The following is a 16,387-nucleotide window of genomic DNA, read 5'->3' as shown; positions in this document are numbered from 1 at the left end:
GGACGCCGTTCCGAACGCTGGCTAAAATAATTATTGGCGGCGATACCTATCTGGTCTGCTTATCGGTAACTTTTTCTGTTACTTTAGTTACGGAAACATCAATACGCCGCTCAAGTCTGCTTTTTTCGGGTCGATAGCAAAATGACATACAGACGCGTTTTTCCGCCAACGATGAAAGCCGGGAACCCAACACAATGACGCCCCCTTCCGCCGACCGATCCAAAGGTCGCAATGATCTAAAGCGGCAAATCCGCCAACTGGAGTCGATAGCGGCTTTATCCGGTGGCATTGCTCATGATTACAATAATCTGCTAACAGCGATCATGGGAAACCTATCCCTGGCCATGGAGCATGTCACGCCGGGATCGCCGTTGGCCACGTTCCTTGAGCAGGCGCTTTCGGCCTCACGATCTGCCAAAACATTGACCCGCCGGTTGATCACATTTTCCAAGGGCGGTCAGCTGGAAAAAAGCCCCACGGACATTGTCCATCTGGTCGAAAATGTCGCCGCGTTCTCCTTGAGCGGATCGAACATCAATATCCAAATCGGCGCCAATGAGGGCATCTGGCCAGCCCAGGTGGATTTCCAGCAGATCGGCCAAGCCCTTCACAATCTGATGATTAATGCGGCCGAAGCCATGCCCAAGGGCGGGACCGTCTTCATTGATTTCGAAAACGTGACCATCAACGGTGGTAACAGCATCCTGTCCGCCGGCCGTTACGTGAATATCGCCATCCGCGATCAGGGGATGGGAATACCGGCAGAACATATCGAGAAAATCTTCGATCCTTACTTTTCAACGAAAAACAGAGGCGCCAGCAAGGGCACGGGGCTGGGATTGTCCATTTCCCACTCCATCATCACCAAACATGGCGGAGAGATCACGGTCTGCTCACGGACCGGTGTGGGATCTACCTTTCACGTCTTGTTGCCGGCAGATACCGGCCCCCAGCCCATCGTTCCGGAGAAGCCTCAGAGAAACGAACGGTATCCAGGCAAGCCGGTCCATGGCAAGGGAAAATCCTGGTCATGGACGATGAAGCCATGATTCGTGAATTGGTCGGCAATCTTCTGAATCACCTTGGATATGAAGTTGATTTTGCCGAGGCAGGAGAAATCGCCATCCGGAAATACCAGGCCGCCATGCATGCCTCACAAGCGTACGATGCGGTGATTCTCGATCTGACGATCAAGGGCGGCATGGGGGGCCAGGAGACCATCGGTCAGTTGAAAGCCATTGATCCCTTTGTCAAGGCTATCGTTTCGAGTGGGTATGCGGAAAGTCCGGTCGTGGCGCGCTATGAGGAGTACGGTTTTTGCGAAAGGGTGACCAAGCCTTACGAGATTATCGAATTCAGTCAAAAACTGGATCGGGTGGTTCGTCAGGATGCTTCACGCGCTCACCCGCCAACGGAAACCACTGCGTCATAGGCATGCTGTCTTTTTTTTACTTGGCCATTAATGTTTAGTGAGGGGGGCCATCAGCCGGGCTCCCGATAAAGGGCAAGGATGCCCGATCGGGCCACTTTTTTTATCCCCATGGCTCGAGCAGATGCAGCAGCGCGGCAATTTTTTCCATCCGGCCGGTCACTTCGATAATGTAGTGACTCATTCCCGTGTCCACGATGCGGGCCCTGAAGTTGTCCACGATGCGTTGAATTTCCGCCCGATATTCCTCCTGGGCCTTTACGCAAATCAGGGCCATTTCCCGCCGCACCGCGTCGTCTCCGGTCATATCCCGGACCTTGATCACGTTGATCAGTCGCCGCACCTGTTTCATGATCTGCTCGACCTGATCCGGTGACGCATTGGTGGTGATGGTAATTCGCGACATTTCCGGGTTGGCCGTCGGCGCGCCGCAAATGGTTTCGATATTGTATCCGCGACTGGCAAAAAGCCCGGCAACCCTGGCGGTCACCCCGGGTTCGTTTTCCACCAGCATGGTGATGGTGTATTTCTCGGTTTGCATGATTCGGCTCTCCAGCGCCCGGAAGCATTTGCGTTCTGGAAATCAGGTTATCCGGCCGGTTTGTTTTTTCGACGCTTGGCAAGCGCCTTTTGCTCTGCCTGGAGTTCTCCCAAAAGCCCTGACAGGGGCCAGGTTTCGGAGGTGGGCGTGAGCGCCGCCCAAAGCGCCGGCTGCATACCGGTTTTACGACAAGTGGTCATCAGCACATGTAATTGATTTTCGGTGATTCCGGAAACGATGACGGCGCGTGGAAGGGTCGAGTCGCTGCCCTTGCCGCTGCCGGCCGGCAACGCCAAGAGATCGGCCAAGGTAGCCGCCTGATGGGTTTCATTGGCCCATATCACGGGCACATCGCGAAGACCGCTCATTTCCAGAACGAGGCCGAATTTATCCTGGGCCGCCGCCGGAAAGCCACACAAAATGAGTTTCAACGGACCATACATGGGACTGTCAGTATGCTGAACCTTTTCAAAAGTGCCGTTGGTCATGGTTTGTTTGCACTCCGGTGTTGAATCTTCGCCTGGCTCCGTGCCGTAAGCTTCACATTTTGAATGGACTCCGCTTATACGCTATTTCGGCCTTGGATGCAAACCACCCCAACCGCCATTCCTCCCCCGTACAGCTGCGCGCTTTTCCATTTAATCCGTCTTCAAGGTCCCAATGAGTTTCTTGACGTCATCGATGCCTTCCTGCCGCAACCAGGCCGTGATGCCATCGATGATCTCCACGGTACTGGTCGGGCTGACAAAATTGGCGGTGCCGATCTGGACTGCCGTGGCACCCACCATCAGAAACGCCAGCGCATCCATGGCGGTCATGATGCCGCCCACACCGATGATGGGGATCTTCACCACTCGGGCGGTCTGCCAGACCATGCGCAGGGCAATGGGCTTGATCGCCGGACCTGAAAGACCACCGGTGATGTTGGCCAGCTTCGGTCGACGCGTGGCAAGATCCACCGCCATGCCGGTGATGGTGTTGATCAACGACAGGGAATCGGCACCGGCGTCCTCGGCCGCCTGGGCAATCACCGTGATGTCGGTCACATTGGGGGAGAGTTTGACCATCAGGTGTTTGGTGGTTTTCCTGCGCACGGCGCGCACCACCTCGGCGGCAATCCGCGGATCCGAACCGAAAACCACCCCCCCTGCTTTACATTCGGACAGGAGATGTTGACTTCGATCCCCTTAACCGCATCGGCGGATTCCAGGCGACCTGCCAGCTGGGCATATTCATCGACGGTCTTGCCATAAATGTTGGCGATCACAGGCGGTCGCAGGCGCGCCAGAAACGGCAGTTTATCCCGTAGAAACGCGTCAATCCCCACGTTTTCAAGGCCGATGGCATTGAGCATGCCGCATGCGGTTTCCACGATACGCGGCGGCGGGTTGCCCTTGGCCGGCAGCAAGGAGAGCCCTTTGACAATGATCCCGCCCAGCCGGTTCAGATCGATATACGATTCGAACTCCCGGGCGTAACCGAAGGTTCCCGAGGCGGTCATCACGGGGTTTTCGAGGTTGAGACCGCCGATGTCTACCCTAAGGTCAGGTATGTTCATGGGGATTAATGGACCTTTTCATAAAGTTTGCCTGCATCGGCCGCAATGGCGCGCAAGACCGTTTTAATGCGGGCTTCCAGATTGAGCAGGTAGGCTGGCTCGGGTTGACGCAGCCCCGGATTGCTCTCCCACTCGATGGCTTTGAAACGCTGCATCACCGCCTGAATGTCATTACCGGTTTCGCGCATGAATTGTTTGACCATCGCCTTGAACCGCAGGCTCCGATCCAGTGAGGTGTCCAAATGCACTTGCGCATCCGAGCCAGTAAATGCATAAATGTGGCCCTGAAACAGAATATCCACAGCAAGGTTCTTGAGCCGCTGAATCGATTGGTAATAATGGTCGAAATCCACCAGGCAGTCGATCATGATATGGCCTCTCTGCTCCCGGGTGCCGACAGCTTCCGAGGCGATCAAAAGCCTGCGTTCGGGCACATAGTAGGAGAGAAAATCCCAAGTGTGGCCGGGCGTTTCCAGTACCTGCAGGCTCAGATTGGACGAAAGCTCGAAACAGTCGCCTTCCTCGGCGATCCGATCCACGCCAAAGGGTTCAAACCGGACGCCGGTATCGTCGATCCCCAAAAGCGGGGATAGTGCCAGGGCAGATTGATTCAACTGGGCGATCAGATGAATGGCATTGGGTCGCGATAAGATATCGGCCGCTTTTTTCGAGGCCACGACCTGCATTCGCGGGAAAGATCTTTTGAAATAGCCGACCGCGCTGCAATGATCAAAGTGGGCATGGGTGAAAAAGCACCAGGCGGGCTGCCGATCCCCCAAGACCGCATGGATCTGCCGGACGTATATAGGGCCGAGAAAGGCCAGGCCGCCATCGACGATGGCCGGCCGTTCACCGTCAACCAGAAAAATCGGGAATCCATGATGTCCCAGCATATGGATGCCTTCGGCAATTTTTCCGGTTCGGTCGATGATCATGGGTGCCTCCACGGAACCTGCCATGGTCCAACGAACGATAGCAGCAGGCAGACAGACTTAGAATTAGATTTGGAATTCAAACGCAATATAGACGAGTCCACCGGATTGATCAACCGGCTGTCGCGCCCATTGGCCGCGCACCGATTCCCCCGGTGGCTGATTTATGCTAAAGTCGACCATCTTCCGAACCGACAGGAATCTTTTATCTCATTTCCTATCCCAAATGACCGATACCGATCTGAACGGAAAGAAAACACGATGAACCTTCACATCGCCTACTGGCATTGGCTGGTGTTCGGCATGATCCTGATCATGACCGAAATCTTCATTCCCAGCTTCACCATTTTTGGTTCGGCCTGGGTGCCATTGTGGTGTCCGGCCTGATGCTGATGGACAATACGCTCAGTTTTTCCTGGCAACTGTTCATCTGGGCCATTGCGTCCTGTATTTTCACATTTCTATGGTTTAAGTACATCCGCCCCATCATGACCGATCGCACAAAAGCCGGAATCCCTCGCGAAGCCGCCATCGGTGAGGTTGGCCAAGTCATTCGTCGTCCGGAATCGGGACGACGCGGTATGGTCCGCTTCACAACGCCGCTGTTGGGTTCAGAGGAATGGACGTTTATCTGCAGCACGGATGTGACCGTTGGGGATCGGGTCAAGGTCACCGATGTTTCGGGAAATACCCTCATGGTCAACAAATTATAATCCACAACCGGCAATATCCTTGCCCGCCAATGGCTGGGAACCGTCATCAGTCACCCTTTTCGGTATCATGGAGGAAAGATGGAAAGCTTGATCATCGTCGCCGTTTTCGTTGTTTTGGTCATCGTCACCCTGGTGTTGGGCGTCCGCATTGTTCCCCAAGGCAGCAAACATGTGGTCCAGCGCCTGGGCAAGTTTCATAAAACCCTCGGCCCCGGGCTAAACATCATCATCCCCTATATGGATACGGTGGCCTATAAGGTTACCACCAAGGACATCGTCCTGGACATTCCCTCCCAGGAAGTAATTACCCGGGACAATGCGGTCATTATTGTGAATGCGGTCGCCTACATCAATATCATCTCACCGGAAAAATCCGTTTACGGCGTGGAGAACTACCAATTCGCTATCCAAAATCTGGTACAGACCTCCCTGCGCTCCATTGTCGGTGAAATGGATCTGGATGATGCCCTTTCCTCTCGGGACCAGATCAAGGCAAAATTGAAGGCCGCCATCTCCGATGACATCGCCGACTGGGGAATCACCCTGAAAACCGTTGAAATCCAGGACATCAATCCATCCGCCACCATGCAGGCGGCCATGGAAGAACAAGCAGCCGCCGAGCGCCAACGGCGGGCCACCGTCACCCGCGCCGACGGCGAAAAAGCTGCGGCCATTCTGGAAGCCGAAGGTCGTTTGGAGGCTTCCAAACGCGATGCCCAAGCCAAGGTCGTCCTGGCTGAAGCCAGTCAGCAGGCCATCCAGAAGGTTTCCGCAGCCATCGGCGATGACGAATTGCCGGTCATGTATCTGATTGGTGAAAAGTACGTGGAATCCCTCAAGGCCCTTTCCACCGCCCAGAACGCCAAGGTGGTCATGCTGCCGGCGGAAATCCCATCGGCCATTCGGGGAATCGTTGGTGGCTTCAAATAAGGAAGGCGATCCATGAAGCTGTTTGGCAAATCCGATTCCATCGGTACGCATTCGGGTGATTGTGAGGCGAAAGGCGACGATCGCCGCCGACGCCTGGATTTTTTATGGACAGCATCCAGGCGCTTTTTCTTTTCCTGCGTGAATACACCCTGGATATCAGCGAAATCGACGCCGAGACGTTCAAAAAAGAACTGAAGGCCCTGCAGGACCGTTTTCAGGCGGATGAAAAGACCCGCGCCATTGCCGTCCAATTCGAACGCCAGAAAAGCCGCATTCTCGAACACATCCAGCGGCAAAAACGCTATTTAGGCGAACGCGAAACGGAATTCAGGGAAATCATCGATTTGATGACCGCGGCCATGACCAGTCTGGACCAGGAGAATATCGATTTTTACGGTTCCATCCGCGTCCAGGGGGAACGCTTCGAAGAGATTACCCTGTTAAACGATATCAAACGCATTAAGAACGAACTGGTCCAAGCAGTCGCCAAACTGCGGGAGATGGTCCGGCGCAAGGAGCAACAAGATCAAAAGAACCTGGATGCCCTTTCCAGCCAGGTGGAAATCCTGAAAAAAGAGCTGGACAATGCCCGTCACTCGGCCAATACCGATGGCCTTACCGGCGTCTATAACCGCAAGGCCCTGGACCACTATCTCGGTAGTTTAGTAGAACGGAATACGATCACGCGGACGCCTTTCTCGCTTTTGATGATGGACCTGGATGATTTCAAACAGTTGAACGACACGTATGGCCACACCGTGGGGGACCGGGTACTGCTGGCATTCACCGGGAAGTGTCGCCAGCTGGTGAGAAGCGACGATTTTTGGCCCGCTATGGGGGCGAGGAATTCATGCTGGTGCTACCCGGCGCCTCCCTGCGCAATGCCACCAAAAAGGCCAAACTGCTATGCCGAACCATCGCCACAAGCCGCTATGCGGCCGACGACACATGTACGCCAGATGTCCTGTCGGTTACCGTCAGCATCGGTGTAGCCTGCTTTCGCAAGGACGATTCGGTAAAGCGCCTGATCGAACGCGCTGATCAATGCCTTTACAGGGCCAAGGCCGCAGGCAAAAACCGGGTGGTTTCAGAGTGAGCACGGGATGACGCACGGTTTACTTTTTTCAATCCTCACTTATTTTAGCTGCAAGAAAACCGGTTGAACTTCCGCCTGATATCGCCCGAGCCGGCACAGACAAATCTTTCAGCATCGTCAACCCCGAGAATTGGAGGAAACAATGCAAAATCCGTCCCCGACGATCGACGCCCTGATGAAAATTCACCTGACCATCAAGACCGGTGCTGCCAATGGCGGTGATTCCGCAGGCACCCCTTTCAAATTCATCTATGGAGTAGGCACCGATGGGATCACGCCTTTCGAAAAAGCCCTTTTCGGTAAAAGCATTGGCGATCGCATCGAGTTGGAGATCCCCGCCAGCGAGCACTGCGCCATCCTGGGGCATCTGGAACTGCCCCTTGTGGAACAGACCGGGATCCGAGCCCCCAGATCCCTTCAGATGACCATCACCGATGTCGCCCGAGCCGATGACCGCGAAGTGGTCAAAGCCATGGCCAGTGGCGGCAGCTGCGGTGACTGTGGCTGTGGGTGCGGCGCCCACTAATCGTTAGACGCTCCGGCGGCTCTGTGATTGCGTTTTCCGCAAGAATCGTTATAAGCTTGATTTGTTTACAGGAACCCCTTATACCTACTTGCGTTTATACCAGGGATCAACCATGAACCGCATTGTACCGGCCGGCCGGAGGCCTTCATGTATCGCGAAAACTACATCAACGCACTTCGCACCGAACTGCTGGAGATGGTCTCCGAGCAGTTGACCCCGGTAGCCATGCGTTATGGCTACAGCGAAGTTCCTCTGGAAACCAACATCAAATGGCGCCCGCAAGTTCTGGTGCTGGGCAACTACTCGTCAGGCAAATCCACGCTGATTAACGAGTTTCTGGGAATCGACGTCCAGGGCACCGGCCAGGCGCCCACGGACGATTCCTTTACCGTCATCACCTACGATGAAAATGAACCGCCCGGAACGCCTATCCGGGTCACCGATCAGCGTGACGGCAAATTTTTGCTCAACGATCCCGAATACCCATTCGAAACGCTCAAACGGCATGGGCTTCGTTTCGCTTCCCACTTCAAACTCAAAAAAATCAATTCTCCGTTTCTGAAAAATCTGGCCATCATCGATACGCCGGGAATGCTTGACAGCATCACCGAACGGGATCGGGGCTACAACTATCAGGATGTGATCGGTGATCTGGCCCAGATTGCCGATCTGGTCCTGGTCCTTTTTGATCCCCACAAGGCGGGAACGGTTCGTGAAGCGCACACCAGCCTGCGTGATACACTGCCGGCCAAAACCTTCGAGGACCGGGTTCTGTATGTGCTCAACCGGATCGACGAATGCGCCTCCATGACGGATCTGTTGCGCGTTTATGGCACCTTGTGCTGGAATCTGTCCCAGATTACCGGCCGCAAGGACATTCCGATGATCCACCTGACCTATTCTCCTGTGGCCGCAGAGAAAAGCGGACGCTTGGACGAACCCAAGGCCGCTTACCTGCAGTACATCGAGAATCAGCGCGAAGAGCTGAAAAAAGCGGTGCTTCAGGCACCCTGTCACCGATTGGACAATCTGGCGTCATTCGTGGAAACCCATGGTGAGCGATTGTGTCATTTTCTGGAAGGCATGATCAGCTTCCGCAAACAGATTCGCCGTTTCAGGGCCAAGTCTTTTTTCAGCGCCCTTGCCGGCTCCCTGGTGGGGGGAGCTGCCGCTTGGGTGGGATTGATCAGCTTCACGCCGGTTGCCGGTCTCCACCCGACGCTGCAACTCACCGGTGCCGCAACGCTCAGTGCCCTGCTGTTGATCGGCTGGCTGGCCGTGGTCCAAAAATATCTCTCGGCCCGTTTTCTGAATAAATGGCTGGAACAACTCGACGGGCTCACCCCGTTACCCAATCAGACGCGCCGCGACAGTTGGGCCGCGGTTCGGGACCTGGTCTATGTCAATCTGAAAAACAACCGCGGCAATTACTCACTCTCACAGGTCGTGGGCGAGTATGCGATGGTCAAGGAAATTCATGACAGGGGCTCCCGTGAAATCCGTGAAGCGCTGAAAGAACTCAACGGCATCGATCTTGATGAAACGAGCGGTTCAGATACCCCCATTCCTTTCTGGGAAGCGCCGGCAACACCTCCCGATAGCGACTCGGCAAGCTAACACCCGCCTCGAAGACAACCTTTCACAACCGACCGGAAAACAGATAAACAGTACCCCTTGTCTCTCATCAAGACCTGGGGTATAGTTGGATTATTGAGCATATGTCAATGACACACATCCTTTTCAGGAGGTCATAATGATTAAGAAATCGCGTTTGGGTCCCGAGGCGCTGCTGTTTCCCACGCCGTCCGTGCTTGTGGGCACGATGGTCGAGGGCCGCGCAAATTTCATGACGGCGGCTTGGTGTGGTATCGCCTCGTCCAAACCGCCGGCCATTTCCGTAGCCGTTCGCGGTGAACGCCATACCCTGAAAGGCATTCTGGCCAACGGTGAATTCTCCATTAATGTGCCATCGGTCGCCATGGTCGCCGAAGTCGATTTTTGTGGCATCTATTCCGGTCGCAAGGTGGATAAATCCACGGTTTTCGAGCTTTTTAGCGGAGATTTGGCCTATGCCCCACTGGTGTCCGCCTGCCCGCTGAACCTCGAATGCCGCTTGCGGCACACATTGGATCTCGGTGGCCATACCCTGGTGGTGGGCGAAGTGATCCAGACCCACATTACCGAGGATTGCATGACCGATGGCAGACCCGACGCCGTAAAAATCGATCCGCTGGTTTACTCACCGGGCAGCGGAAACTATCAACGCTTGGAGAAATCGTCGCCAAAGCGTTCTCCGTCGGCAAAAAGAAAGACGAGGGTGCGTAATGAACGACTTCAGGCCGGAGCAGGATCTGTGCGAAGTCCGACGTGAGTTTGGCGAGCACGGCGGTGTGACGCCATCCATCTCACGATCATCCACGTTTACGGTCATGGACCCGGAAACCATGCCGGAAATTTTCGGCGGGGTCCGGGGTCCGGAGGAAGGCGGCTGTTTTCTCTATAGCCGCCATTTCAACCCGACGGTGGATATCCTGGCGCGCTACCTGTCGGCCATGGAAGGGACGGAATTTGCCGTCTGCACCGCCAGCGGGATGTCGGCCATTTCCTGTGCCCTGCTACAAATCTGCCGCAGCGGGGATCACATCGTTTCCAGCGATACGATCTATGGGGGAACCCACGCGTTGCTGAACGAACTTTTCGCCCAGTTGGGGATCACCACGACCTTTGTGGATCCCCGTGACCCGGACAATTTCAAAAAGGCCATCACACCCCAAACACGCGTGTTGTTCACGGAAACCATGGGCAATCCCACCCTGAAATTCGCCGATATCCGCGCCTTGTCCAAACTGGCAAAGGCCAACCACCTGCAACTGGTGGTGGACAACACCTTCACCCCCATGATGATATCGCCGGCCCGCCTGGGCGCCGATGTGGTGGTTTACTCCCTGACCAAATTCATCAACGGCGCCAGCGACCTGGTGGCCGGTGCCATCTGCGCCACCAAGGCGATGATTCACCAACTCATGGACCTGCACACCGGCCGGGTCATGCTCTTCGGCCCGACCATGGATCCGCGCATGGCCTACGATATCATTCAACGGCTGCCGCATCTTGCGATTCGGATGCGCGAACATTCCCGGCGCGCCCTGGCCATCGGCCGCCGGCTGGATGAGCTGGGCGTGCCGGTGACCTATCCGGGCCTGCCCGCGTTCCGTCAACATGCGCTGGCCACGGCGCTGATCAACAAGGGCTTTGGCTACGGCGGCATGCTGACCATTGACTGCGGTACCCGGAAACGGGCGGATGATCTCCTCGACGAGCTCCAGAACAAAGAGGATTTTGGTTATATTGCCGTTTCCCTGGGCTACTTCGACACGCTGATGTCCTGTTCGGGATCAACCACCTCATCGGAAATCAGCGAAGCCGATCAGCACAAAATGGGGCTTTCACCCGGTTTGGTCCGCATGTCCATCGGCTATACGGGAACACTTGAAATGCGCATCGAACAAATTGAACGCGCCGTTCGGCGTGTTGGGCTGGTGAGCAATTAGTGAAGGTGCGGTTGTACGCGTTTACACCGCAAGAGGTTTTTTACACGGACAACCGCTTCGGGTTCGGTACCCGCGAGCGGATCGAATGGACTGAATAAAGAAAGAGAGGATTGAAAGAATGGGAAATTTTCTGTTTGTGCTGAGCAAAGATGAGAATGAAGCCTTTACCCGTTGCTGCCAGTTTGCCAAGATCGCCCATACCAAAGGCCATCATGTCGACATGTTCTTCATCGATGGGGGTGTCATGTGGGCCGACAAGAGCAGGGACCTTTCGATCAAGACCACCACCGGTGACTGCCCCAACGACTACCTCCCCTACCTGGTGGAAAATGAGGTAAAAATCGGCATCTGTACGCCGTGCGCAAAAAACCGCAACATGGATGAAGCGCGTTTTTATTCCAACATGCAGCTCGATGGCGGGCCGCATCTGATTGACATGGCTGCCGAGGCCAAGGTTTTCAATTTTTAGTGGCAGATCCGGGTTCCTACCTGTTGGGACGTCCGTAAAGGGAAGCGGCATACCGTCATCAATTGACGCATGCCGCTTCTTTTTTGTTCATCGCTGTTTGGGGTTATTTGCTCTTATCCCGCCAGCCGGTCAGGTTGCTTTTTAACGGAAATGCGGTTTCGACATCGATCTCAACGACTTCTCCCGTACTCATCTGCAAAAAGGCCGTCCCGCCGCTTCCGCGTCCGATATGGAACCCGGCAGCCGGTGGGGGGGCGCCGTCACCCGCCGTGTATTTGGTGTTCACCTGCTCGCCGGTGGTGTCCGTTGTGGTGCTTCCGGGAAGCACCTGCTTGTAGTAAGCCGTTCCGGTTTCATAGTATAGGCCATAGTAGTTGGTGGAACCACCGAACCCGCAGACGTCACTGTTGGGCGTGTAGGCAGGAAAAAAGACGATGCCGCCCAGCACCGTGGCCTTGGAAATAACGCGTTCCGAAGGGCTGCCGGATAGGGTTTCCAACGCGTTATACCACCCCGCTTTACCGCTCGCTGTGCTGATCAGGGAGTTCCAGTTGCTGGTCGACCCGTCGTCACTGTTCGTAACGGCCTGGTTGGTATACACCGTGTAAGGGCCGGCGTCGAACAAATCCGCCATATCCAGGTTCACGACCGGCGTACCGGTCCGGTAAAAGGAATCCTTGACGCCGAAGAAATAACGCTGTTCGGTGTCTATCTTGTCTGCCGTTGAAAAATAGCGGCCCGTGCCGAAAAACATCCAGGCATTGCCGCTTGAATCCGTGCTCAAGGAAAGCGGCGCGAGATGGGACCCTCGGCATCGAACATGGTGGTCAGGCTCCACTGGGTCGGGTCATCCGAAGGCTCGCCACTCACACGGGTATCGACCTTGTAAACCTTGCCACCATTCGTGTCGATGACACTGCCAAAATAAACCCCATCGACATTATAGCTCAGTTCGTGATCATAAGAGACCGGTGAATTCATCACCGCTTCGGCCGATCCTGTGTCAAAAAGCCATTCATCACCGCCACTGCTGTGGTATGGTTCTCCGGTTTTCAGGTCGATGGCGAAGATATAACCGTTCTGGTTTGAGGTACCATCATATTCCGTCGGCCCGGAACCGAAAACCGCCAGCCACTTGCCGACACTCCAGCTATAACTTGTACCGGACAGGGATCGCGTCTTCCCCACGGCGACAATGGTCGGCGAGGATGTGGTCATGGCCAGGTTCTCATAGGACCGTTCCCAAAGCAGCCGCGGATTGCGCGGGTCGGTGACGTCCATGCAAATGTAGGTGGGGTTGAAATAACGCGTCTCAACGGTGGATGAATCACCGTCGAAATCGGACTCCGCCCAGATCTGTTTTCCGCCCATGTTGAGGCCCACCAAAAGGATCGTTCCCCAATCCGTCCGTGCCATCATCGGTGTAGTGGCTGTCGTCATCAAGAATTTGGGCGTCGAACAGTTTGGGTTTCAGGTCCACATAATAGGAATGGGCATACTCCGGGTCGGCTAAAAATTTGAGGTGCGGCAACAGGGTTTGGGGGACATAAGCCCATAATTCGTCTCCCAGCCCTTCGGTGGTCGAGCTCGGTTGAGTGTAGGTTTCGGTGGAGGAATCGTATCGCCAGGATGTGAAAGCATGCAGCATGCCATCGTTGGCACCCACATAGATGACCGTTTCGCGGTCTTTGTAATGGTTCAGGTAATTTTGAAAGGACACGTCACCGTAGATCAGATGATAGCTGTCCGGGGGAGAAGAGATGCTCACCGGGGTCGAATTGACGATGTCCCCCAGCTTCCACACATCCCCGTCATCCAGGGTACGACTGCGCGTATTCGGTCCATCGATCAGGTCGGCCGAATCCTCTCCACGGATATAGTTGATCAAATTCTTCGCTCGCGTCTCATGGTTGGGGGAAGACGTCCGATCGAGATACGACCAGGCCGTGACGTCCCGCACACCGAGAAAGGGTCTGATCCGTGACCAATTGGCTTCATTGAAGGGAATCACCTCGTCAGTCCCGGAGGTGGTAAAGGGGTCATCATTTTCCGCATCCGTCACCTGTCCCACCCATTTCGCACCGGAGACCTCTTCTTCTCCGGATTCGTCAATCAGACCGTCAGCATCATCATCCTCACCATTTCCATCAATGAAGGTGAAAATCTTGCGGTCGTCCGGGCTACGCTGATGCAACCTTTCACCGACCTCAAAAAGGGGGGCGATCTCGTCAAGGCCGATCGTCTCATAGCTGTTGTCCAGGTCCGGGCAGGTATAGCCCAGTGCCGCCAGGACACAATCCTCACTGGAGCTGTTGCTCGGATGGTACAGATGGTGACTGGTATACCGATGAATGACAGTATCACCTTCGTCGTCCACGGCATATTCGATAATCATATCCACGTCCCCGGTTTCACCGGAAATACTGTCCGTGCTGTTTGCCAGGTCCAATTTGTGGTTTCCGTTCGTATCCTCCCGGATGTTGCCCCACTCGTCCACCCACAAACTCTGCATGTAGCCCAGCCAACTCAATGTCTTGCCGGAAGGGGTGTCCATCGTGGGTCTGAAAAAGGCCTGAATAAGAGAACTGTCTCCCTCGCTGTTGTTTGCCAATACTGATGCCGCCGTACCGGAAGCCGTATTTTCTAAAATAGCGGCAAAAGACTTGTTGAGTTGGGTTTCCAGTTCCAACGGATTGACAACATAAAAATAGGTATCTGGAACCCCATCGCCGTCTTTATCCCACTCATCTTGCCGATCGGGGGTGTCATTTTTGTTTTTCTCGTTAAAACCGCCATATTTTGCCGCATAGAAGAGTGGATTCTCAAGCAAAGTAGCGGTTGAGACATCACCGACAGTAAATGTTCGCATTTTTATATTCGGCAGAAACGTGTTGTCATCCCAACAGGTATCCAGTGCACCAGCGTTTGGACCACATGTTCCCGGCGTGTCAAGGTAGTAATCGCGATCTTCCAAATCGGGTTGTGTATGATTTTTGATTTCCAGATATACCCCATCCGCATCCGTTCCTGAAATGATATATCCGAAATGTTGTTTTGATCCGCCCCCAGGTGTAGCCTCTAGGCTGGAAATGGTAACCTTAATGGTGTTGCCCGACGTTTTTTCATATTCATACGTAATCAAAGCATCCATGTCATAGTCGGAGCCTTGTTCGGCATGCTCGTAAGTCACTCGGAATTTCCCGCTGGTGCTGGTAATCGAATCGACATAAAAATCGACAATCGCGCAGGTGGGTTGAAAATCGCCGCGATCCGGCGTTACCCCACCGCCGCCCGTTGAGTATATCGTTTTGGCAAACGGCACCAAGGTAATCGTTCGATTATCATCCATGGCGATTTCGATCTGGGGCAAAGGCGACGCCAAACCAACGGAATAGGTTGAAACGGTTTGGCTTCCGGACACGGTACTCAGGTCGTTTTTCAGTCCGTAGTAGGCAACCGAAGCCGCATAATAGCCCCCCATTTTGGTGGGCTCCTCGGGGCAAAGACCACGAATTTCACCCAGACCGGAAATACTTTTCGCCGAACATGCCGAATCGGTATAACTTCCGCTTTGCCCGATATAATGGCTTGTCGCGCTGAGTCCTTCATTGGCCGAGATGAGGCTGGCTTCAGACTGGACGCTTAATGTACCCAGGCTCCCGGACCCGCCAAAGTAACTGCCTGGCAATTGATCCGTGTCATAGGACGGATTAATATCGCTAAGCACCAGCATGATGGGTTTGGAACAAGTTGGAAAGACCGTATAGGGATCGACCCAGGTTTCCATCGGCAGATCAAGCCCCCGATCGTTACCATCCGAAACCGATGAGGAAAAAGCCGCTGTTTTCGTTTCTCCCGCAAAATAACGAAGCGATTCATACATCATTTCGGCGACCGGATTTCCCCACATATAATTCTGGCCCTCGGAAATGGGCCCCGCATAGGTGGTGTAATCCCAGTAATGGCTGCTGTGGTTGAAGCCAATGATCCTGAAATTGTCGATGGTTTTGATGATACCGCCAATGGTCGAATCGGTTTTATAGTTAAACTGCCCCGTACTGGGGTTGATTTCATTGGATATGGAGCTGATATTCTTTCTTACTACGCCGCCGGACAGGTGATTTCCATAAGACCCACTGATCAATCCGAAATAGATTCTGTCAGACTCCCCATAACGTTGCAGAATGCCGATGGGTTTATACACGGTATTGGGATCGGTGCCGTACCGTTTTTCGCTATCCGCATCTGGAAAAGTGGAAACGCCAACCTGAACCCTTACACTGAAATCGGCGTCAGGTGTGCCAACCAGCGAGGTCCCGAGAATGCCATTTCCACTTTCTGCTGACACCCACGTCCAAATCCGCGAAGAGCTGTTTAGCTTGACGCGCAGCAAAGGAGCATAGGATGAGGATTCCGGCGCAACGACGGATCCATTCGCAAACAGGTGACGCCTGCCTGTGTACGGTTCCGAATAAGGCGTGTAGTCACTGATTTTATACCCATCGGTCGCCTCATCGGTGTATTCTTTCCCCCAGCAATGGGCATCGTTCGGAATGTAGGCCCGTTCCAAAACCGTCTCTGTCGCCGTATCCACGGAACGGTAGCCGCCATACAGCACCTTTCGCAACACATCGATTCTTGA

At 54.4% G+C, this 16,387-nt stretch carries 16 protein-coding genes and 2 pseudogenes; 11 read left to right on the top strand and 7 right to left on the bottom strand.

What is annotated here, in order from left to right:
• The first annotated feature begins 194 nt into the window (after positions 1-194).
• Together JCM12296_RS03940 and JCM12296_RS03935 are read left to right on the top strand one after the other, a co-directional pair.
• Entirely contained in the window at positions 195-1,049 is an 855-nt protein-coding gene (locus tag JCM12296_RS03940; protein ID WP_054690107.1) for an ATP-binding protein, read from the top strand.
• A complete protein-coding gene (locus JCM12296_RS03935; RefSeq protein ID WP_054690104.1) occupies positions 1,031-1,432 on the top strand; it encodes a response regulator in 402 nt (133 codons plus the stop codon). The genes JCM12296_RS03940 and JCM12296_RS03935 overlap by 19 nt, the downstream gene beginning before the upstream one ends.
• Positions 1,433-1,532: 100 nt before the next feature.
• Here JCM12296_RS03935 and ilvN read toward each other — a convergent pair whose 3' ends face one another.
• The 4 genes and pseudogenes from ilvN to JCM12296_RS03915 all read right to left on the bottom strand — a co-directional run bounded on the left by ilvN (position 1,533) and on the right by JCM12296_RS03915 (position 4,463).
• Positions 1,533-1,970, bottom strand: a complete 438-nt coding sequence (ilvN, locus tag JCM12296_RS03930) for an acetolactate synthase small subunit (protein ID WP_306303947.1) — start codon at positions 1,968-1,970, stop codon at positions 1,533-1,535.
• A gap of 47 nt (positions 1,971-2,017) precedes the next feature.
• On the bottom strand, positions 2,018-2,458 hold the full coding sequence (locus JCM12296_RS03925; protein ID WP_054690101.1) for a DUF3783 domain-containing protein: 441 nt from the start codon (positions 2,456-2,458) through the stop codon (positions 2,018-2,020).
• A gap of 150 nt (positions 2,459-2,608) precedes the next feature.
• Positions 2,609-3,471 (bottom strand): annotated as a pseudogene (locus JCM12296_RS03920) (dihydroorotate dehydrogenase).
• 62 nt (positions 3,472-3,533) lie between these two features.
• On the bottom strand, positions 3,534-4,463 hold the full coding sequence (locus tag JCM12296_RS03915; RefSeq protein ID WP_054690097.1) for an MBL fold metallo-hydrolase: 930 nt from the start codon (positions 4,461-4,463) through the stop codon (positions 3,534-3,536).
• 258 nt (positions 4,464-4,721) lie between these two features.
• On the opposite strand from JCM12296_RS03915, the gene JCM12296_RS47015 reads away from it, so the two are divergent.
• The 9 genes and pseudogenes from JCM12296_RS47015 (at position 4,722) to JCM12296_RS03875 (ending at position 11,745) form a co-directional block, all read left to right on the top strand.
• Positions 4,722-4,847 carry a hypothetical protein gene (locus JCM12296_RS47015; RefSeq protein ID WP_281491917.1) on the top strand — a complete coding sequence of 42 codons (126 nt, stop codon included), beginning with the start codon at positions 4,722-4,724 and terminating at the stop codon, positions 4,845-4,847.
• Complete coding sequence (locus JCM12296_RS03910) at positions 4,847-5,173, top strand: NfeD family protein (protein WP_218187960.1); 327 nt, start codon at positions 4,847-4,849, stop codon at positions 5,171-5,173. Before JCM12296_RS47015 ends, JCM12296_RS03910 begins: the two co-directional genes overlap by 1 nt.
• A gap of 78 nt (positions 5,174-5,251) precedes the next feature.
• Positions 5,252-6,103, top strand: coding sequence for an SPFH domain-containing protein (locus tag JCM12296_RS03905; RefSeq protein WP_054690095.1), 852 nt, complete (start codon positions 5,252-5,254; stop codon positions 6,101-6,103).
• Between the two features lie 104 nt (positions 6,104-6,207).
• Positions 6,208-7,199: pseudogene (locus tag JCM12296_RS03900) on the top strand (GGDEF domain-containing protein).
• 142 nt (positions 7,200-7,341) lie between these two features.
• Entirely contained in the window at positions 7,342-7,725 is a 384-nt protein-coding gene (locus JCM12296_RS03895) for a peptidylprolyl isomerase (protein ID WP_054690089.1), read from the top strand.
• A 147-nt stretch (positions 7,726-7,872) separates the two neighbouring features.
• A complete protein-coding gene (locus JCM12296_RS03890) occupies positions 7,873-9,342 on the top strand; it encodes a dynamin family protein (protein ID WP_054690086.1) in 1,470 nt (489 codons plus the stop codon).
• Between the two features lie 136 nt (positions 9,343-9,478).
• Positions 9,479-10,096: a flavin reductase family protein gene (locus JCM12296_RS03885; RefSeq protein ID WP_218187959.1), complete on the top strand. Its 618-nt coding sequence runs from the start codon at positions 9,479-9,481 to the stop codon at positions 10,094-10,096.
• Complete coding sequence (locus JCM12296_RS03880; protein WP_054690083.1) at positions 10,050-11,276, top strand: aminotransferase class I/II-fold pyridoxal phosphate-dependent enzyme; 1,227 nt, start codon at positions 10,050-10,052, stop codon at positions 11,274-11,276. Before JCM12296_RS03885 ends, JCM12296_RS03880 begins: the two co-directional genes overlap by 47 nt.
• A 118-nt stretch (positions 11,277-11,394) precedes the next feature.
• The gene (locus tag JCM12296_RS03875) at positions 11,395-11,745 is read left to right on the top strand and encodes a DsrE family protein (RefSeq protein ID WP_054690080.1); all 351 of its coding nucleotides are present in this window, start codon (positions 11,395-11,397) and stop codon (positions 11,743-11,745) included.
• A gap of 103 nt (positions 11,746-11,848) precedes the next feature.
• On the opposite strand, the gene JCM12296_RS03870 is transcribed toward JCM12296_RS03875, so the two are convergent.
• Genes JCM12296_RS03870 through JCM12296_RS03860 form a run of 3 tightly spaced genes read right to left on the bottom strand, consistent with a single transcriptional unit; the run spans position 11,849 to position 16,372 of the window.
• Positions 11,849-12,529, bottom strand: coding sequence for a pilus assembly protein (locus JCM12296_RS03870; RefSeq protein WP_157067359.1), 681 nt, complete (start codon positions 12,527-12,529; stop codon positions 11,849-11,851).
• A complete protein-coding gene (locus JCM12296_RS03865; RefSeq protein ID WP_054690073.1) occupies positions 12,526-13,116 on the bottom strand; it encodes a hypothetical protein in 591 nt (196 codons plus the stop codon). The genes JCM12296_RS03870 and JCM12296_RS03865 overlap by 4 nt, the downstream gene beginning before the upstream one ends.
• Positions 13,073-16,372: a pilus assembly protein gene (locus JCM12296_RS03860; protein ID WP_172683761.1), complete on the bottom strand. Its 3,300-nt coding sequence runs from the start codon at positions 16,370-16,372 to the stop codon at positions 13,073-13,075. Before JCM12296_RS03860 ends, JCM12296_RS03865 begins: the two co-directional genes overlap by 44 nt.
• Positions 16,373-16,387: the final 15 nt, after the last annotated feature.

It is taken from the genome of Desulfosarcina cetonica JCM 12296 (assembly GCF_001311845.1).
Classification (GTDB): Bacteria; Desulfobacterota; Desulfobacteria; order Desulfobacterales; family Desulfosarcinaceae; genus Desulfosarcina; species Desulfosarcina cetonica.
This window is presented reverse-complemented; position numbering and strand designations above follow the sequence as displayed.